We start from the raw sequence: 16,386 nt of genomic DNA, 5'->3' as shown, positions 1-16,386 counted from the left end.
TTCAGCCCGGCGGGTCGCGGTATTCCAGCAGCGCGTAGGCGCCGTGCTCGGACTCGCCACCGCCCACCTCGCGCCAGCCCAGGCGGGCATAGAAGCTCAGCGCCGCCACATTCAGGCGCACGCATTTCAACCGCCAGGGTCGCGGCAGGCCACTGTCGCGCAAGGCCGCCAGCAGGCGCTGGCCCACGCCGGCACCGCGCGCCTGCGGCAGCACGAAGAGGTGGTGAACGAAGGGGTCGGCCGTCTGGATGGCCAGCAGCCCAACGGGCCGCCCGCTGGCGTCTTCAGCGACGAGCACGGTCTCGCCCTGGGACACGTCGGCAAACACCGGCGACTGCCGCGCGGCGGGCGGCAGCCAGTCGGCGCTGCTGATGCAGGTGGCGTAGATGGCCTGCAGGTCGCCAGCGTCGGCGGCTGTGGCTGCGCGAACTCTGATCACGCGCCCGTCGGTTTGGGCGGGCTCAGGCGCTTGAGCCAGTCGGTCCAGTCGACCGGCCCGCTGTCGAAGCGCTTCTGCAGGTTGCCCAGCACGACGCTCCAGGATTTGTCGAAATAGGCATAGGCCTTGTCCCATTCGCCGCCGTCACCCCAGCCGACGTGGTGCAAGCGCACGCGGGTGGTCTTGTCATCCACCGCCTCGAAACGCACGATGACCACGGTGCGCTGCTGGCGCACCTCGGGCAAGCTGGGCGGGGCGTTCCAGTCGAAGCTGAGCATCTTCTGCGGCTGCAGCGCGAGGTAGCGCATCTCGTCGGCGCCCTTGCTGCCGGCGGCCCCGTAGGGGTTGATGAAGATGTGGAAGGCGCCGCCGACGCGGGCATCGATCTCGGCGTCGGGCGCGAAGAAGCTGGTGATGCCTTCCTTCGTCGTCCAGGCGGCCCAGGCTTGGTCGAGGCCGGCCTTGATGACGACTTCTTTATCAAGCGCACGTTCGGCCGCAGAGGCGGCCGACGTCGCCAAAACGGCAAGGCTGAGCAGCAAACCGGCAAGAACTCGCATGCAGATCTCCAGGTGCGAAAGCCGGGCCGAGGCCCGAGGTAAAGACAATTTATCATTGCTCCCCATGCCCACCGCCCCCCGCGACGTCGCGCAGATCCGATTGGACAACGCGATGCGGCTGTTCGAAGAGTTCGTCAGCGCCACCGTCAAACATGCCGATGCGGCCACCTTGCGTGGCCTGGAGCGGCGCTTTGCCGAGCGGTTGCAGATCCAGCCCAGCTACTGGAGCCAGATCAAGGGCCGCTCGCGCCAGATCGGCGAACGCCTGGCGCGCCAGTTCGAGCAGCTCTGCCACAAGCAACCGGGCTGGATGGACATTGAACACGGTGCTTTCGCCACCGTAGCGGCGCCCACCGCACCTGCTGCGGCTCCTGCTACGGCACCAGCGGTGGATGACTCGCCCAGCCTGCCGCGGGACGACGACGAGCGCTTCATCATCGGCCTGGTGCTGACCTACTACCGACGCCACCCCCAGCGCGCCCGCACGCGGCTGCTGGACCTGCTCGGCGAGGTGCTGACGCCCACGGCTACGCCGGCACCTGCGCCCGTGAAGGCGCCCGCGCCCAGCCCGCAGGCCGAGCTCGAAGAGTGGCGCAAGCTGCAGGCCCGCGTCGCGCCGCTGAAATCCAAGAAGCGCTGATCCTTCCGCGCATCCGTCATTGGACGGACGGCCTCCTCAAGGTTAGGGGGTGTTGGATAAAAACCGCTTGCGCAAGAGCAACGTTTGTTTATCATTTGCGCAAGTTGTGACGTGTTGCAGTTCTCCCGTCACAGCGAGGTCGCACACCCCAAGCCTCTGACCCGCCCGGCCCGCTTGCCTCGAGCGCAAGCCCCGGGCACCCAACCATCCCCGCAAACGCTGGCGCCACCCCGGGCCGAGCCGCTGCATTGCCCGCCGCCCGCGAGCGGCACCCACAGGAGCACGCCATGCCCCAGTTCACCTCCCCGCGTCCCATGCAGATCAAGGCCCTCAAGCCGCGAAATCCGCTGGTGGCCCCGGCCATGAAACGCCAGGCCGGCGCTCACCAGAGCGCACACGACGCCCATGCCCAGCGCCAGCAAGCCCGCCTCGAATTGCGACGCCTGCTGCGCGACCGATTCCCCGACGACAGCCCCTGACAACAGCGCACCGCTCGCCCCTCAGCCATGACTGATCCATGTCATGAGGGCCGGCCCGGTGCCAAGGAGACCCTCATGAGATTGATCGAGTTGAGCGGCCCCGATGCCGCCGAAACCCACGCAGCCTGGGCCCGCCGCTGGGCCCGCGTCAAGCGCGCAGCCCGCGCCGTCCGGCTGGTGTTCTCGCCGGCCTACCGCCGCCGGCGCGCCCGCAACCACCTGGAGTTCTATGCCGAAGCCGGCGCGCCCGAAGGGGCGCTGTATGTCGACGGCAAACTGACCGCCCAGCTGGAAGGCGTGCGCAGGCTGTGAACTGAGCCGCAAAACGGGGCTGCCTCCGACGAGCAGGCAGCCCCGTCCAGGCCTAGCATCTGCGCATGTCCGACCGCCTGCGCCTGACCCGCCCGCTGCCCAGCCTGGAAGCCTGGGTTGAAGCTTTTGCGCGGGCCGAGATTCCGGTGCTGGCCGAGACGGCCGAGTCGCTGGAGCACATGCGAGCGACCGAGGACGACGTCGACGCCCACAGCCTGGGCGAGATGATGGCCACCGATCCGTTGATGACGCTGAAGGTGCTGGTGCACGCCAGCGAGCAGCGTCGCAGCCGCAATGCCGGCCTCAGGGCCGACGCCGAGACGGTGACCGCGGCCCTGGTGCTGACGGGCATCTCGCCCTTCTTCCGCAGCTTCGGCCCCCAGCCCACGCTGGAAACGGTGCTCGCCGGCCACGACGAGGCACTGCTCGGCCTGTCACGCGTGATGCAACGCGCGGAGCGCTCGTCGCGTTTCGCACTGGGCTTTGCCGCCCACCGCGCCGACCCCGACGCCGCCGTCATCCACAGCGCCGCGCTGCTGCACGACTTTGCCGAGATGCTGCTGTGGGTTCACGCGCCGGACCTGGCACTGAACATCGCCGCGCTGCAGGATGCCGACCGGCAACTGCGAAGCGCAGCCGCGCAGCGCGAGGTGCTGGGCATCACGCTGGCTGACCTGGAACAGGCGCTGATGCGGCGCTGGCATCTGCCGGAGTTGCTGACGCGCATCACCAGCGAGAAGGACGCGCGCGACCCGCAAGTGCGTTGCGTGCAACTCGCCGTGCGCCTGGCGCGGCACACCGCGCGGGGCTGGGACGACGCCGGCGTGCCGGACGACCTGCACGACATCGCCGAGCTACTGAACCTCGGCGAAGCCCACGCGCTGAAGCTGCTTCACGAGTTCGACTGACGCCGGCGCCAGGCCAGCAGCGCGGTCAGCCCGAGCGCACCGAGCGCCGCCGTGCCGGGTTCCGGCACCGCCGTGGCCGTGAAGTTGGCGTTGTTGGGCGCGAAGTCCGAGATGGCGGCGTTGCCGGCAAAGGCACCGTCGCGCGGCCACAGGTTGAAGGTGTAGTCCAGCTTGTTGACGAAGCCCGTGCTGGCCAGCAGGCTGCCGCTGACCGTACCGGTGATGGTCTTGCCGCTGATGGTGATCGAACCGCCTGGCAGCGCGCCAACACCGGCGACCGTGCCCGTGCCGTCGGGGCGCAGGATGATGACGCGGTCGAAGCGCACGCCGTTGATGCCAAGGCTGCTGAAGCCCGCCGTGCCGGCGCCACGGTTGACACCCCAGACGTAGAAGCCCGTGGCCGTGCTGCCGACGTTGCCGTCCAGCGTCGCCGTCAGCGTGAAGATGTCGGTAGACGGGTTGTAGAAGACGCTGGCGGCCAGCACGTCGAGGTCGCTGCTCGCGCTGCTGCCCGCAAAAGTGGCGAGGAAGTCGCCCTTCGGGTCGGTGATGCCGTCGAGGGCGTAGCTGGCCAGTGGCGCGGCGAGCAGCGCAAGTGCTGCGGACGTCGAGACAAGAAAACGCATGCTGAACTCCTGGGTTGGAAAACGGTGAATCAAGGGCAATCGAGTCAATCGGAGCAGTCGCGGCCCACCCTGCGTGGACGGCTGGCGAGGCGGGCTATTCCCGCACCCCCTAGAAGCTGAAGCCGCGCCGGGCATCGGTGTCGGCGTGTTGGATGCACGGCGGCAGGCGTGGCAGCACGCGGGCGCGGCCGGCGCCGGCGTCCATCAGCCCGCGCAGCCGCTCGCGGCCGCGCGACAGCCGCGACATCACCGTGCCAATCGGAATGCCCAGCGCCAGCGCGATCTCGGCGTAGGCCATGCCGTCCAGCGCCACCAGCAGCAGCACCTCGCGCTGTTCCAGCGGCAGCGCGGTGAGCGCCGTGTCCAGATCGCGCAGCGCCAAGCGTTCGGCCTGGGTCGCGGCGACGATGATCTCGGGGATGCGCTCATCCAGGTCGACGGTGTCGAGGCGGCCGCGGCGCAGCGCGTCGACGTGCAGGTTGTGCATGATGCTGAACAGCCAGGTGCGCATGTCGCCCACGCCCTGCCACAGGCCGGCGCGCGACCAGGCGCGCTCCAGCGTGTCCTGCACCAGGTCGTCGGCGTCCTCGCGATTGCGTCGCAGCAACCGCGCGTAGCGGCGCAGCCTGGGCAGGCAGCGCAACAACTCCGCCGCTTCGGGCAAGCAGGTTGTGGAGCCGGGACCGTTCAGGTGGGCGGATGCCATGGCCGGTTAATTCCGCCGGCCGGCGTCACGGTTCAACCGCTGAGCGCGGCGGCGATGAAATCAACGAAAAGCCGCACGCGCGACGGCAGCAGGCGCGACTCGGTCACCGCGTACACGGGCAGCGGCGCCAGCGCCCAGCCGGGCAGCACGCGCTGCAGTTCACCGGTGCGCAGTTCGTCGCGAACGTAAGGCTCGCCCAACGCCGCCACGCCCAGGCCCAGGCGAGCCAGCGCGCGGCACATGCCCAGGCTGTTCATCACGTAGCGGCCAGTGACGCCCACCGTCGCGCTTTCCTCGGCAGCGTGCAGCGCCCACTGCTGCGGGCTGCCGCTGAGCATCAGCAGGCAGTTGTGGTGGGCCAGGTCGGCGGGTTGCTCCAGCGGCGGCGCATGGCGCAGATAGGCCGGCGAGGCGTAGAGCTCGCGCGAGGTCTGGCCCAGGCGCCGCGCGATCAACGTGGAGGGCGTGGCCGGTGGCTCACCCAGGCGGATGGCGAGGTCGAAACCGTCGGCCACCAGGTCCACGCGGCGCGAGCTCAGGTCCAGCTCGAAAGCGATCAACGGGTAGCGCTCGGCGAACTCGCGCAGCGGCACGGCCAGCAGCGTGATGGCGAGGTCCGCCGGCATGGACACGCGCAGCGTGCCGCTGGGCCGCTCGGCCACCTCCTGCAGCTGTTCATGGGCAGAGCGGGCCTCGGCCACCAGGCCTTCGCAGCGGCGGAAATAGGCGCGGCCGGCCTCGGTCAGCTCGACCTTGCGCGTCGTGCGGTGAAAGAGCCGCACCCCCACCTGCTTCTCCAGCTCGGCCACGCGGCGCGACAGCGTCGAGTTCGGCATGCCCAGCAGGTCCGCCGCGCGCCGGAAGCCCTTGGCCCGGGCCACCTCCACGAAGAGTTCGATGTTGCCCAGCAGCTCCACGGCATTGCTCCATCAATGGATCAGAGTTTTCGTTGTAGCTTATTTATCCCAAATGCGAAGCAATCAACCATGAAGGCACCCCAACCCACCCTGTGGAGCCTGTTCATGAAGCCTCTCGAAACCCCCGTCCGCGTTGGCCGCCTGACGCTGCCCAACCGCCTCGTCATGGCGCCGATGACGCGCAGCCGCGCCGACGACACGACAGGCGTGCCGTCCGACCTCGTCGCCAGCTACTACGCCCAGCGCGCCGGCGCCGGCCTCATCGTCACCGAGGGCGTGTTCCCGTCGCCCATGGGCAAGGGCTATGTGCGCACGCCGGGCATGCACACGGACGAGCAGCAGGCTGCGTGGCGGCAGGTCACGGCCGCCGTCCATGCCGCGGGCGGGCGCATCTTCATGCAGCTGATGCACACCGGCCGCATCTCGCACCCGTCGCTGCTGCCCGGCGGTGCCCAGCCCGTGGCGCCGTCCGCCGTCAAGGCGGCGGGCCAGGTCTATCTGGCCAGCGGCCCGGCCGAGTTCGTCGAGCCGCGCGCACTGGCCACCGACGAGATCGCCGCCGTCGTCGACGACTACCGCCAGGCCACGCGTCGCGCAATGGAGGCCGGTTTCGACGGCGTCGAGCTGCATGGCGCGTCGGGCTATCTGCCGGAGCAGTTCCTGTCCTCAGCCACCAACCAGCGCACCGACGGCTACGGCGGCAGCATCGCCAAACGCGCCCGCTTCATGCTGGAAGTGCTGGCCGCGATGGCCGAGGTGGCGGGCGGCGACCGCGTGGGTCTCAAGATCAACCCCGAGATGGGTTTCAACGACGTGCGCGACGACACGCCGCAGGAAACCTACACCTACCTCGTGCAGCAGGTTGCCCACCTGGGCCTGGCCTATCTGCATGTGGCCACCGGCGCCTCCGGCTTCGACTACCACGCGCATCTGCGCCCGCTCTACCCCGGCACCTATCTGCTGGGCGGCGGGCTGGACCAGGCCAGCGCCGAGGATCACATCCGCCGCCGCCGCGCCGATGCCGTCGTCTTCGGCAGCGCCTACCTGGCCAACCCCGACCTGGAGCAACGCTTTGCCATGGGCGCGCCACTGAACACGCCGGCGCGCGAGACCTTCTACAGCGCCGGCGCCGAGGGCTATGTCGACTACCCGCAACTCGGCCACGCGCTTCGCCCCCAGACCTGAGGCGGCCCCCGACGGCCGCGCTCAGACCGGCACGGCCGTCGTGTTCTTCAGCCGCTCCAGCACGAAGCTGGTCTTGCAGTCCTGCACGCTGGGGTGCTTGAGCAGGGTGTCGCTGATGAAGCGCGCGTAGTGCTGCATGTCCTGCACCAGCACGCGCAGCAGGTAGTCCATCTCGCCGGTGAGCGCCGCGCACTCCACCACCTCGGGCCAGGTCTGCACCGCGGCGCGGAAGAGGTCGCGTGGGTTGCGCAGCGGGTTGTCGGTCTGCTTCTCCAGCCGCACGTTCAGGTAGGCCGTGAGCCCCAGGCCGATGCGCTCGGGCGGTACCAGCGCCACGTAGGACGCAATGACGCCCGCCTCCTCCAGCCGGCGCACGCGGCGCAGCACGGCCGAGGACGACAACCCGGCCTCGGCGGCCAGCGCGTCATAGGTCAGGCGGCCGTCTTGCTGCAGCGCGCGCAGGATGCGGCGGTCGATGGCGTCGAGCTCGGTGGGGGCGTCCATGCGGGAAATTGTGCAGCCTGCCGGCTGGTGGCCCCACCTACAGTCTTAGAGCCCGTGACCCCTCCCCTGCTCAGACACCTGGCGGCCTTGCTGCTGTTCGCCGCCGCGCCATTGGCACGGGCGGACGAGATCGTGCTGGCCTCCCCCGACTACTGGTGCCCCTTCAGCTGCAAGGCCGGCGCCGCGCAGGAGGGCTTCACGGTGGACATCGTGCGCGCGATCTTCACGGCCGCCGGCCACAGCGTGCGCCTCGTCAACGAGAACTACAGCCGTGCTCTGCTCGATGTGCGCGCCGGCACCTACACGGCCACGCCCTCCACCTTCCGCGAGGAAGCGCCGGACTTCGTCTTCCCCGAGCAGCCGATCTCGCGCAACCGCTACTGCGTCTACGTCGTCTCAGACAGCCGCTGGACCTACCGCGGTGTGCCGAGCCTGGCCGAGCTGGGGCGCATCGGCGTCATCCGCGACTACTCCTACGGTGCGGCGCTGGACGCGGCGATCAAGGCGGCGCCCAAGCGCTTCGAGGTCAACACCGGCGACGGCCTCACCGAGCGCATGCTGCGCCGCCTGCAGCTCGGCCGCATGGACGCTTTCATCGAGGAAGAAAACCTCGTCGCCTACACCGTCCAGCGCCACCCCGCGCTGGCCGCGCGCTCGGCCGGCTGCGAAGCGCCCAGCTATGCCTACATGGCGATCTCGCCCAAGAGCCCCAAGGCGCAGGACTACGCCCGCGTCTTCAGCGACGGCATGCTGAAGCTGCGCAGGAGCGGGCGGCTCAAAGCCATCCTGGCCAGCTACGGATTACCGGAATGGCCGGCGCCGCCACCGCAATAGACGCATGAATCCTGCGTGTAGCGCAGAGCTGGCGCCAAGATTTGCATGAAACCTGCGGGCGATACGCCGCAGAATTTTCAACTTCTCCAGCATTCCGACGCGAGGCAAGCATGGCCAAGTTCACCCCCTGGGACAACCCGATGGGCACCGATGGTTTCGAGTTCATCGAGTTCGCCGCGCCGGACCCGGCCGGCCTGGGCGCGCTGTTCCTGACCATGGGCTTCAAGGCCGTGGCCAAGCACCGTCACAAGAACGTGACGCTGTATCGCCAGGGCGGCGTCAACTTCATCATCAACGCCGAGAGCGACTCGTTCGCGCAGCGCTTCGCGCGCCTGCACGGCCCGTCGATCTGCGCCATCGCCTTCCGCGTGCAGGACGCCGGCCACGCCTACAAGCGCGCGCTGGAGCTGGGCGCCTGGGGCTTCGACAACAAGGCCGGCCCGATGGAGCTGAATATCCCGGCCATCAAGGGCATCGGCGACTCGCTGATCTATTTCGTCGACCGCTGGCAAGGCAAGGGTGGCGCGGCCGCCGGCGCCATCGGCAACATCTCGATCTACGACGTGGACTTCGTGCCCATGCTGGATGCGCAAGGCCAGCCGGTGGACCCGAACCCGGTGGGCCACGGCCTGACCGAGATCGACCACCTGACGCACAACGTCTTCCGTGGCCGCATGAAGGAATGGTCGGAGTTCTACGAGCGCTTCTTCGACTTCCGCGAGGTGCGCTACTTCGACATCGAGGGCAAGCTGACCGGCCTGAAGAGCAAGGCCATGACCAGCCCCTGCGGCAAGATCCGCATCCCGATCAACGAGAGCAGCGACGACAAGAGCCAGATCGCCGAGTACCTGGACCTGTACCACGGTGAAGGCATCCAGCACGTGGCGCTGGGCACGACCGATATCTATGCCTCGGTCGAGGGCATGAAGAGCACGGGCGTGGCGTTCCAGGACACCATCGACACCTATTTCGACCTGATCGACAAGCGCCTGCCCGGCCACGGCGAGAACCTCGCCGAACTGCGCCGCCTGCGCATCCTGATCGACGGCGCCACCCACATGGGCGTGGACGACGAGCTGCTGCTGCAGATCTTCACCAAGGAAGTGATCGGCCCGATCTTCTTCGAGTTGATCCAGCGCAAGGGCAACGAGGGCTTCGGCGAGGGCAACTTCAAGGCCCTGTTCGAGAGCATCGAGCTGGATCAGATCCGCCGCGGTGTACTCAAGGACGAGCCGGCCAAGGCCGTCTGAAGGCCCGAGGCCCGCAGGGCCTCTTGAAGACAGTCCCAGGCCTCGTCCGAATGGACGAGGCCCATGTGGCCGACGCCATCCAGCCGGTGCGCGCGTGAGCCGCGCAGGATGGCCGTCTCGGCCGGGTTGACGACCTGGTCGCAGGGCGTCCAGAAGCAGTCCACGTCGGGCAGCCCCGGCAGCTCGGCCAGCCAGGCGGTGCCCTGGCGCATCTGGCCCGCATTGACGCCGATGCCCATGGCCGCCATGCGCGTGCCCTGGTGGGGTGAACCCAGCGTGATGGCGCGCGGCGGCGCGTGACCGCTGCCGTACTTGCGCCACCAGGCCCGCAGCGCCAGGCCGCCCATGCTGTGGGCGCAGAGCACCGGCATGCGGCCGGTCAACGCCTTCAACTGTTGAACGCCGGCCTCCAACTCGTCGGCATAGTCGTCGATGCTGCCGAAGGCCGGCTCCATCGACGGCGCCACAAATGCCACGCCCTGCCCGCGCAGCTTCTTCATCCAGCCGTTCCAGCGCCCACGGTTGCAGGAAAAGCCATGCACCAGCAGCACGCCGGTCTGGGCACCGGCCGGCAGATGGTCGGGCTCGGCCCATTCGCGCCAGGGCTGGCGCCAGGAGAAGGCCAGCTCGCTGGCGACGACCTCGCGGCTCCAGGCCCGCAGCAGCTGCCCCCAGGTCGGCGCCGGCCGGTTCACCCAGCGCAGCTGCACGAAACCGAAGCTCAGCACGGCAGACTGCAGGCAAAGCGTCAGCAAGCCCCAGGCCCAGCCGGCGCACCAACCCACCGCCAGCGCAAGCACCAAGCGCACGACGATCCAGATCCTCTGCAGCCTCCCATTCATCGGTGCAGTCTAAGCGGGCAGAATTCCGCCACTCCATGGATGAACTGAGTGCCGAATCCCTGCTGAAGGAACTGCGCGCCGTCGACGCCGAACGCGCGCGCCGTGCGGCCGACCCGGCGCTCGAGGCTCGCGTGCAGGCGCTCAAGAGCTTCCAGCAGCGCCGGTTCGCGCAGACCTACACCGACCTGCTCGCCAACCCGCGCTACGAAGCCGCCACGCGCTTCTTCCTGCACGAGCTCTACGGCCCCGACGACTACCGCCAGCGCGACGCCCAGTTCGCCCGCGTCATCCCGACGCTGACCCGCCTCTTCCCTGAGGAAGTGGTGGACACCGTCGCCAAGCTGGCGCGCCTGCACGCGCTGTCCGAGCGGCTGGACACGCGCATGGCCGACCACCTGCTGTCGCCCGACATCACGCCCGCCGAGTACGGCATCGCCTGGCGGGCCTGCGGCGAGCCGGCCTCGCGCCAGCGGCAGATCGAGTTGACGATGTCGGTCGGCGAGTCGCTCGACAAGCTGACCCGCAAGCCGCTGCTGCGCCAGACGCTGAGGCTGATGCGCGGCCCGGCGCAGATGGCGGGCCTGGGTGCGCTGCAGAGTTTTCTGGAAAGTGGCTTCGATACCTTCCGCGCGATGCGTGGGGCGGGCGAGTTCCTGGCCACCGTGAAGGACCGCGAGGACACGCTGGCTCGCGCCCTCTTCAACGGCGCCTGAAAGCGCCGTCGGGCGGCCTTGTCACCGCCGCGACGTAGGGCAAGTCCCCTAGGCGGGGGACACGCCGCCACCCAAGATCAGCGACCTTCTCCCGCCGAGGCCCGCCGATGAATGCTGCCGTTGCCGCCGTTGATGACGCCCCCGTCCTGAGCTCCCGTGACAAGCCGTGGCTGGCCAGCTATCCGGCCGGCGTGCCGGCCCGCATCGACACCGGCGTCTACGGCTCGCTGGTGGACCTGCTCAACGAAGCCTTCCGCAAGCACGCCCAGCGCGACGCCGCCATCTGCATGGGCCAGCGCATGCGCTTCGCCGAGATCGACCAGCTGTCGCTGCAGCTCGGCGCCTGGCTGCAGGCGCAGGGGCTGAAGCAGGGGGACCGCGTCGCGATCATGATGCCCAACCTGCTGCAGTACGGCGTGGCCATCGCCGCCATCCTGCGCGCGGGCTTCGTCGTCGTGAACGTGAACCCGCTGTACACGCCGCGCGAACTGGAGCACCAGCTCAAGGACTCGGGCGCGCGCGCCATCGTCGTGCTGGAGAACTTCGCGCACACGCTGTCCGAGGTCATCTCAGCGACCGACGTGAAGCACGTCGTGCTCGCCTCCATGGGCGATCTGCTGAACTGGTGGAAGGGCCCGCTGATCAATTTCGCCGTGCGCCACCTGAAGAAGATGGTGCCGGAGTTCCGCCTGCCGACCGGCGAGGGCCGCACCGTCGTGCGCTTCAACGAGGCGCTGAGCCACGGCGAGCGGCTGCACCTGAAGAAGCCCGAACTGGGCCCCGACGACGTCGCCTTCCTGCAGTACACCGGCGGCACCACCGGCGTGTCCAAGGGCGCCACGCTGCTGCACCGCAACATCGTCGCCAACATCCTGCAGGTCGAGGCCTGGTTCCAGCCCATGCTGGCCAAGCTGCCCGACCAGAACATGCAGTTCACCAATGTCTGCGCGCTGCCGCTGTATCACATCTTCGCGCTGACAGCCTGCTTCATGCTGGGCGCCCGCATGGGTCATCTCAACATCCTGGTGCCCAACCCGCGTGACATCCCCGGCTTCATCGAGACGCTGCGCGGCCACAAGATCCACATCTTCCCGGCCGTCAACACGCTCTTCAATGCGCTCGCCAACGAGCCCGGTTTCTCGCGGCTGGACTTCTCCGAGCTGGTCATCTCCAACGGCGGCGGCATGGCCGTGCAGCAGGCCACGGCCGAGAAATGGCTGAAGGTCACCGGCTGCCCGGTCGTCGAGGGCTATGGCCTGTCCGAGACTGCGCCGGCCGCCACCATCAACCCGCTGGACCAACGCGCCTTCAATGGCAGCATCGGCCTGCCCATCTCGTCCACCGAGATCGCCATCCGCGACGACGATGGCCGGGACGTCGCCATCGGCGAGCGCGGCGAGATCTGCATCCGCGGCCCGCAGGTCATGGCCGGCTACTGGAAGCGCCCGGACGAGACGGCCAACGTCATGTGCGCCGACGGCTACTTCAAGACGGGCGACATCGGCATCATGGACGAGCGCGGCTATGTGCGCATCGTCGACCGCAAGAAGGACATGATCCTGGTCAGCGGCTTCAACGTGTACCCGACCGAGATCGAGCAGGTCGTCAACATGCACCCGGGCGTGCTGGAGTGCGCCGCCATCGGCGTGCCGGACGCGAAGTCGGGCGAGGCGGTGAAGCTGTTCGTCGTGAAGAGCGACCCAGCCCTGGCCGAGGAAGACCTGGCGAGCTACTGCACGGCGCAGATGACCGCCTACAAGCGGCCCAAGTTCATCGAGTTCCGCGACGAGCTGCCCAAGAGCAACGTCGGCAAGATCCTGCGCCGCGAATTGCGCACGACGACCGCCTGAGCGGCGGTCGCCTCAGGCCTTAGAACGGGTTGTTCCTGGCGCGCTGCAGGAACAACTTGCCCACCTCGGTCTGCACCGACGGGCCCATCAGCGTGTCACCGGCCCACATCCACTGCGTCGCGCTGGCATCGGCCACCAGGGTCTCGGTCGTGCAGTCCTGCGGCGCGACATCGGAGCGGCAGGCAGCCTGCGTGACGTTGGTGTAGCCGAACGCCGCCGGGAAGCGCGCGATCTGCTGGACTCGCTCATCCACCAGCACCAGGCCGATCAGGCGGCCGTCATTGATCAGGTTCAGGCGCAGCGCCGTGTTGAAGGCCGAGCTCAGCTCGTCCAGGAAGATGGCGCGGTCGATGTCGGTCTGCTGCTGCTTTTCCTTCTGGCCGAAGGGCGTCAGGCCAACGTCGAAGATGGTGCTCACCACCACGCGGCCGTCGGCCTTGGCGATGCGGTTGACCTGGTCGGCCAGCAGCTTGCCGCGCGCCTTGGCCTCGTTGATCAGCGAGTCGCGGCTTTGCGCCGGGAACTGGCGGTAGAGCTCCACGATGTCGTTGACGCCGACCATGATGCCCACGATGTCCTTGGGGCCGAAGCGGTCGTTGGACAGATGCTGGTCGATCTTGTCGCGCACGTCGGCGACCTTGACGCCAACCGCCGCATACATGATGCCCTGGGGCAGCGCGACGAAGTCGCTGTTGCACTGCGAGTAGACGAAGCCGAAGGCGGTGGTGGCCAGCGTCTGGCTCCAGACCGGGCTGAGCTTGCAGTCCACCAGCTTGGTATCGGCGTTCAGGCCGTTGATCGTGTACTTCTTGCCGCTTTGCAGGATGGCGCCGCTTTCGTCGCCAAAGGCAATGACGCGGGTTGGCGCGAAGGGGTCGATCTGCTGGGTGCTGCCGCCGCCGCAGCCGGCGATCAGCGCGGCCGCTGCAACCGTGGCCAGGGCCAGGCCGCGCTTCAGATTCTGGGAGACAACACGTTGCATGACGATCAACTCAGGACAGGAAAACTCAATCGGTGAAGGCGGCGGCGGCCCGGCTGAGCCGGTCGCGCACGCCATCCCAGGCCGGGGCACGCGGGGGCGCCTCGACCCAGATCTCACGGGCGCCGGCCGCATCCAAGGCCCGCAGCACCGCAAACAATTCGTGGGCCGCTGCCGCCGGGTCGGCCGGCAGGGCCTGCCAGCGCCACGCCGGCAACTGGGCGCGTGAATATACCGCCACCCCTTCCAGGGCCCCGCTGGCGGCCACTGTGGCCAAACGTAAAGCCAATGCGTCGGCGTCCAGCAGGCGCACGCGGGCGCTCGGCGCGTAGTGGGCGGCCAGCGTGCCCGAGGCCTTGGGCGCCGCGGCATCGGCTTCGGCCAGCGGCTCGCCAAGCGCGCTCTCGATGCGGGCGCGGCTGATGAGGCCGGGGCGCAGCAGCGCAGGGCGCTCGCGGCTGCAGTCGACGATGCTGGACTCGATGCCGACCTCGCAGGCACCGCCGTCCAGCACCATCAGCTCGGGGCCGAATTCCTCGACGACATGCCGGGCCAGCGTCGGGCTGACGCGGCCGAAGCGGTTGGCGCTCGGTGCAGCCACGCCGTCGACCCCCAGCTCGCGCGCCGCGGCCAGCACGGCGCGGGCGACCGGGTGGGCGGGCGAGCGCAGCGCCACCGTCGCATGGCCACCGGCCGCGGCCTCGGCCATGCCGGCCCTGCGCGGCACGATGACGGTCAGCGGCCCGGGCCAGAAAACGTCCATCAGCCGGCGCGCGGTGGCGGGCAGGTGGTCGGCAAAGGGTTCGGCGCCAGCAACGTCCAGCACATGGACGATCAGCGGGTGGTCGCTCGGCCGGCCCTTGGCGGCAAAGATCTTGGCGACGGCCTCGTCACTGTCGGCCCGCGCGGCGAGGCCGTAGACGGTCTCGGTCGGCAGGCCCAGCAGTTCGCCGTCAGCCAGCCGGCGCGCGGCGGCCTGCACGGCTTCGGGGTCGTGACCGGGCAACAACAACATCAGAAATCGGTCGGCAGACCCAGGATGGCGGCGGCCTGCAAGGCAACGTCGTGCGCGCCTGAAGGCGTCTCGGCCGTGATGTTCAAGTGGCCCATCTTGCGGCCATGGCGCGCCTCGGTCTTGCCGTAGAGGTGCAGATGCGTGCCCGGCAGGGCCAGCACGCGGTCCCAGGCCGGGGGCGTCGGGCCACCGTCGTCGTTGAACCACAGGTCGCCCAGCAGGTTCAGCATGACGCTGGCCGAATGCTGGCGCGGCTCGGGCAGCGGCAGGCCGGCCAGCGCCCTCACCTGCAGCTCGAACTGCGACACGTCGGCGCCGTTCATCGTCCAGTGGCCGGAGTTGTGCGGGCGCGGCGCCATCTCGTTGACGACGAGGCGGCCATCTTCCAGCCAGAAGAACTCGATGCACAGCACGCCGACGTAGCTCAGCGCCTCGGCCACCTGGCGAGCGGCGTTGACGGCCAGCTTCTCCACCTCGGCCGGCACGTCCGGCGCCGGCACCTCGGTGACGGCCAGGATGCCGCCGCGGTGCAGGTTCTGCTGGACGGGGAAGTTGACGATTTGCCCGTCCGCGCCGCGCGCCACCAGCACGCTCAGCTCGAATTTCAGCGGCAGCAGCTGCTCCAGCACGCAGGGCACGCGCTTCAGCCCTTCCCAAGCCTCGGCCAGCTCGGCGGGGCTGGCCACGCGCACCTGGCCCTTGCCGTCATAGCCCATGCGGCTGGTCTTCAGGATGCCTGGCAGCAGCGCCGGGTCGACGGCCGCCAGCTCGATCTCGTTCGTGATGACGGCATGCGGCGCGCAGGGCACACCGGCCGACTCGAAATGCGCCTTCTCGACGGCGCGGTCCTGGCAGACGGCGACCGAGGCCCCCGACGGCGCGACGACACGCATGCCGGCCAGCGTCTCCAGCGCCAGCGCCGGCACGTTCTCGAACTCGGTCGTGATCGCGTCGCAGTCGCGCGCCAGCTGGGCCAGGCCGAAGGAATCCAGGTAGTCGGCCTTGATGTGCTTTTCGGCCACCGCGCCGGCCGGGCTGATGGCGTCCGGGTCCAGCACGATGCAGCGATAGCCCAGGGCCTGGGCGGCGTGCACGAACATGCGGCCGAGCTGGCCACCGCCAAGGACGCCGAGGGTCGCGGCGCCGGGGAGCAGGGGGGTCATCAGCGCAGGTCCTCGCTCATCGCGCGAGCGACTTCGGTCTGTTTGGTGCGGAAGGCATTCAGCTTGGCCAGCAGCGCCGCATCACCCGTGGCCAGCATGGCCACCGCGAACAGCGCCGCATTCGCCGCGCCAGCGTTGCCGATGGCAAAAGTCGCGACCGGGATGCCCTTGGGCATCTGCACGATGGAATGCAGCGAATCGACGCCCTGCAGGTGCCGGCTCGCGACCGGCACGCCCAGCACGGGCACCGTCGTCTTGGCCGCCAGCATGCCCGGCAGATGGGCTGCGCCGCCGGCGCCGGCGATGATGGCCTTCAAGCCGCGGCCGGATGCGGCCTCGGCGTAGGCGAACATCTCGTCGGGCATGCGGTGGGCCGACACGACCCTCGCCTCGAAGGCGACACCGAACTCGGTCAGAATCTCGGCCGCTTGCTTCATCGTTTCCCAGTCGCTGCTGGAGCCCAT

20 protein-coding genes are annotated in these 16,386 nt (G+C 69.1%); 9 read left to right on the top strand and 11 right to left on the bottom strand.

Features of this window, described 5'->3' with window-relative positions; all coding sequences use genetic code 11:
* Position 1: 1 nt before the first annotated feature.
* Positions 2-439 (bottom strand): GNAT family N-acetyltransferase, encoded by a 438-nt coding sequence (locus tag AC07V5_RS08865; protein ID WP_495115277.1) that lies wholly within the window; start codon positions 437-439, stop codon positions 2-4.
* On the bottom strand, positions 436-999 hold the full coding sequence (locus tag AC07V5_RS08860) for an SRPBCC family protein (protein ID WP_495115276.1): 564 nt from the start codon (positions 997-999) through the stop codon (positions 436-438). Before AC07V5_RS08860 ends, AC07V5_RS08865 begins: the two co-directional genes overlap by 4 nt.
* Before the next feature lie 64 nt (positions 1,000-1,063).
* On the opposite strand from AC07V5_RS08860, the gene AC07V5_RS08855 reads away from it, so the two are divergent.
* The 4 genes from AC07V5_RS08855 to AC07V5_RS08840 all read left to right on the top strand — a co-directional run bounded on the left by AC07V5_RS08855 (position 1,064) and on the right by AC07V5_RS08840 (position 3,338).
* Positions 1,064-1,639, top strand: a complete 576-nt coding sequence (locus AC07V5_RS08855) for a hypothetical protein (protein ID WP_495115275.1) — start codon at positions 1,064-1,066, stop codon at positions 1,637-1,639.
* 287 nt (positions 1,640-1,926) lie between these two features.
* Positions 1,927-2,118, top strand: a complete 192-nt coding sequence (locus AC07V5_RS08850) for a hypothetical protein (protein ID WP_495115274.1) — start codon at positions 1,927-1,929, stop codon at positions 2,116-2,118.
* A 75-nt stretch (positions 2,119-2,193) separates the two neighbouring features.
* Positions 2,194-2,430: a hypothetical protein gene (locus AC07V5_RS08845; RefSeq protein ID WP_495115273.1), complete on the top strand. Its 237-nt coding sequence runs from the start codon at positions 2,194-2,196 to the stop codon at positions 2,428-2,430.
* A gap of 65 nt (positions 2,431-2,495) precedes the next feature.
* The gene (locus AC07V5_RS08840; RefSeq protein ID WP_495115272.1) at positions 2,496-3,338 is read left to right on the top strand and encodes an HDOD domain-containing protein; all 843 of its coding nucleotides are present in this window, start codon (positions 2,496-2,498) and stop codon (positions 3,336-3,338) included.
* On the opposite strand, the gene AC07V5_RS08835 is transcribed toward AC07V5_RS08840, so the two are convergent.
* From AC07V5_RS08835 to AC07V5_RS08825, 3 genes are all read right to left on the bottom strand, one after another.
* Entirely contained in the window at positions 3,323-3,964 is a 642-nt protein-coding gene (locus AC07V5_RS08835; RefSeq protein ID WP_495115271.1) for a PEP-CTERM sorting domain-containing protein, read from the bottom strand. The two genes, AC07V5_RS08840 and AC07V5_RS08835, sit on opposite strands and share 16 nt — an antisense overlap.
* Positions 3,965-4,073: 109 nt before the next feature.
* The gene (locus tag AC07V5_RS08830) at positions 4,074-4,670 is read right to left on the bottom strand and encodes an RNA polymerase sigma factor (protein WP_495115270.1); all 597 of its coding nucleotides are present in this window, start codon (positions 4,668-4,670) and stop codon (positions 4,074-4,076) included.
* Between the two features lie 32 nt (positions 4,671-4,702).
* The gene (locus AC07V5_RS08825) at positions 4,703-5,587 is read right to left on the bottom strand and encodes a LysR family transcriptional regulator (RefSeq protein ID WP_495115269.1); all 885 of its coding nucleotides are present in this window, start codon (positions 5,585-5,587) and stop codon (positions 4,703-4,705) included.
* A 105-nt stretch (positions 5,588-5,692) separates the two neighbouring features.
* Here AC07V5_RS08825 and AC07V5_RS08820 point away from each other — a divergent pair, with 105 nt between their 5' ends.
* Positions 5,693-6,772: an alkene reductase gene (locus AC07V5_RS08820; protein ID WP_495115668.1), complete on the top strand. Its 1,080-nt coding sequence runs from the start codon at positions 5,693-5,695 to the stop codon at positions 6,770-6,772.
* 21 nt (positions 6,773-6,793) lie between these two features.
* Here the strand turns inward: AC07V5_RS08820 and AC07V5_RS08815 are convergent, their stop codons facing one another.
* On the bottom strand, positions 6,794-7,276 hold the full coding sequence (locus tag AC07V5_RS08815) for an Lrp/AsnC family transcriptional regulator (protein WP_495115268.1): 483 nt from the start codon (positions 7,274-7,276) through the stop codon (positions 6,794-6,796).
* Between the two features lie 54 nt (positions 7,277-7,330).
* On the opposite strand from AC07V5_RS08815, the gene AC07V5_RS08810 reads away from it, so the two are divergent.
* Both AC07V5_RS08810 and hppD read left to right on the top strand, forming a co-directional pair.
* Entirely contained in the window at positions 7,331-8,110 is a 780-nt protein-coding gene (locus AC07V5_RS08810; protein WP_495115267.1) for a substrate-binding periplasmic protein, read from the top strand.
* A 110-nt stretch (positions 8,111-8,220) separates the two neighbouring features.
* The gene (gene hppD / locus AC07V5_RS08805) at positions 8,221-9,360 is read left to right on the top strand and encodes a 4-hydroxyphenylpyruvate dioxygenase (RefSeq protein ID WP_495115266.1); all 1,140 of its coding nucleotides are present in this window, start codon (positions 8,221-8,223) and stop codon (positions 9,358-9,360) included.
* On the opposite strand, the gene AC07V5_RS08800 is transcribed toward hppD, so the two are convergent.
* On the bottom strand, positions 9,312-10,202 hold the full coding sequence (locus tag AC07V5_RS08800; protein WP_495115265.1) for an esterase/lipase family protein: 891 nt from the start codon (positions 10,200-10,202) through the stop codon (positions 9,312-9,314). The two genes, hppD and AC07V5_RS08800, sit on opposite strands and share 49 nt — an antisense overlap.
* Before the next feature lie 35 nt (positions 10,203-10,237).
* Between AC07V5_RS08800 and AC07V5_RS08795 the strand changes: the two genes are divergently transcribed.
* Complete coding sequence (locus tag AC07V5_RS08795; protein WP_495115264.1) at positions 10,238-10,915, top strand: DUF8198 family protein; 678 nt, start codon at positions 10,238-10,240, stop codon at positions 10,913-10,915.
* A 107-nt stretch (positions 10,916-11,022) separates the two neighbouring features.
* A complete protein-coding gene (locus AC07V5_RS08790) occupies positions 11,023-12,765 on the top strand; it encodes a long-chain-fatty-acid--CoA ligase (RefSeq protein ID WP_495115263.1) in 1,743 nt (580 codons plus the stop codon).
* A gap of 19 nt (positions 12,766-12,784) precedes the next feature.
* Here AC07V5_RS08790 and AC07V5_RS08785 read toward each other — a convergent pair whose 3' ends face one another.
* From AC07V5_RS08785 to purE, 4 genes are read right to left on the bottom strand one after another with little or no spacing between them, the layout of a single operon-like run.
* Complete coding sequence (locus AC07V5_RS08785; RefSeq protein WP_495115262.1) at positions 12,785-13,747, bottom strand: SGNH/GDSL hydrolase family protein; 963 nt, start codon at positions 13,745-13,747, stop codon at positions 12,785-12,787.
* 25 nt (positions 13,748-13,772) lie between these two features.
* Positions 13,773-14,759 (bottom strand): L-threonylcarbamoyladenylate synthase, encoded by a 987-nt coding sequence (locus AC07V5_RS08780; protein WP_495115261.1) that lies wholly within the window; start codon positions 14,757-14,759, stop codon positions 13,773-13,775.
* A complete protein-coding gene (locus AC07V5_RS08775) occupies positions 14,759-15,922 on the bottom strand; it encodes a 5-(carboxyamino)imidazole ribonucleotide synthase (RefSeq protein WP_495115260.1) in 1,164 nt (387 codons plus the stop codon). The genes AC07V5_RS08780 and AC07V5_RS08775 overlap by 1 nt, the downstream gene beginning before the upstream one ends.
* Positions 15,922-16,386 carry a 5-(carboxyamino)imidazole ribonucleotide mutase gene (purE, locus tag AC07V5_RS08770; RefSeq protein ID WP_495115667.1) on the bottom strand — a complete coding sequence of 155 codons (465 nt, stop codon included), beginning with the start codon at positions 16,384-16,386 and terminating at the stop codon, positions 15,922-15,924. The genes AC07V5_RS08775 and purE overlap by 1 nt, the downstream gene beginning before the upstream one ends.

The organism is Roseateles sp. GW821-FHT02E12, assembly GCF_059421665.1.
Note: the sequence above shows the minus strand (reverse complement) of the source record. Positions and strands in the feature narration are given on the sequence as shown.

Coding starts and splice junctions, on each gene's coding strand:
- AC07V5_RS08860 (WP_495115276.1), bottom strand. CDS start 999: ATGCGAGTTCTTGCCGGTTTGCTGCTCAGCCTTGCCGTTTTGGCGACG.
- AC07V5_RS08855 (WP_495115275.1), top strand. CDS start 1,064: ATGCCCACCGCCCCCCGCGACGTCGCGCAGATCCGATTGGACAACGCG.
- AC07V5_RS08850 (WP_495115274.1), top strand. CDS start 1,927: ATGCCCCAGTTCACCTCCCCGCGTCCCATGCAGATCAAGGCCCTCAAG.
- AC07V5_RS08845 (WP_495115273.1), top strand. CDS start 2,194: ATGAGATTGATCGAGTTGAGCGGCCCCGATGCCGCCGAAACCCACGCA.
- AC07V5_RS08840 (WP_495115272.1), top strand. CDS start 2,496: ATGTCCGACCGCCTGCGCCTGACCCGCCCGCTGCCCAGCCTGGAAGCC.
- AC07V5_RS08835 (WP_495115271.1), bottom strand. CDS start 3,964: ATGCGTTTTCTTGTCTCGACGTCCGCAGCACTTGCGCTGCTCGCCGCG.
- AC07V5_RS08830 (WP_495115270.1), bottom strand. CDS start 4,670: ATGGCATCCGCCCACCTGAACGGTCCCGGCTCCACAACCTGCTTGCCC.
- AC07V5_RS08820 (WP_495115668.1), top strand. CDS start 5,693: ATGAAGCCTCTCGAAACCCCCGTCCGCGTTGGCCGCCTGACGCTGCCC.
- AC07V5_RS08815 (WP_495115268.1), bottom strand. CDS start 7,276: ATGGACGCCCCCACCGAGCTCGACGCCATCGACCGCCGCATCCTGCGC.
- hppD (WP_495115266.1), top strand. CDS start 8,221: ATGGCCAAGTTCACCCCCTGGGACAACCCGATGGGCACCGATGGTTTC.
- AC07V5_RS08800 (WP_495115265.1), bottom strand. CDS start 10,202: ATGAATGGGAGGCTGCAGAGGATCTGGATCGTCGTGCGCTTGGTGCTT.
- AC07V5_RS08795 (WP_495115264.1), top strand. CDS start 10,238: ATGGATGAACTGAGTGCCGAATCCCTGCTGAAGGAACTGCGCGCCGTC.
- AC07V5_RS08790 (WP_495115263.1), top strand. CDS start 11,023: ATGAATGCTGCCGTTGCCGCCGTTGATGACGCCCCCGTCCTGAGCTCC.
- AC07V5_RS08785 (WP_495115262.1), bottom strand. CDS start 13,747: ATGCAACGTGTTGTCTCCCAGAATCTGAAGCGCGGCCTGGCCCTGGCC.
- AC07V5_RS08780 (WP_495115261.1), bottom strand. CDS start 14,759: ATGTTGTTGTTGCCCGGTCACGACCCCGAAGCCGTGCAGGCCGCCGCG.
- AC07V5_RS08775 (WP_495115260.1), bottom strand. CDS start 15,922: ATGACCCCCCTGCTCCCCGGCGCCGCGACCCTCGGCGTCCTTGGCGGT.
- purE (WP_495115667.1), bottom strand. CDS start 16,386: ATGGGCTCCAGCAGCGACTGGGAAACGATGAAGCAAGCGGCCGAGATT.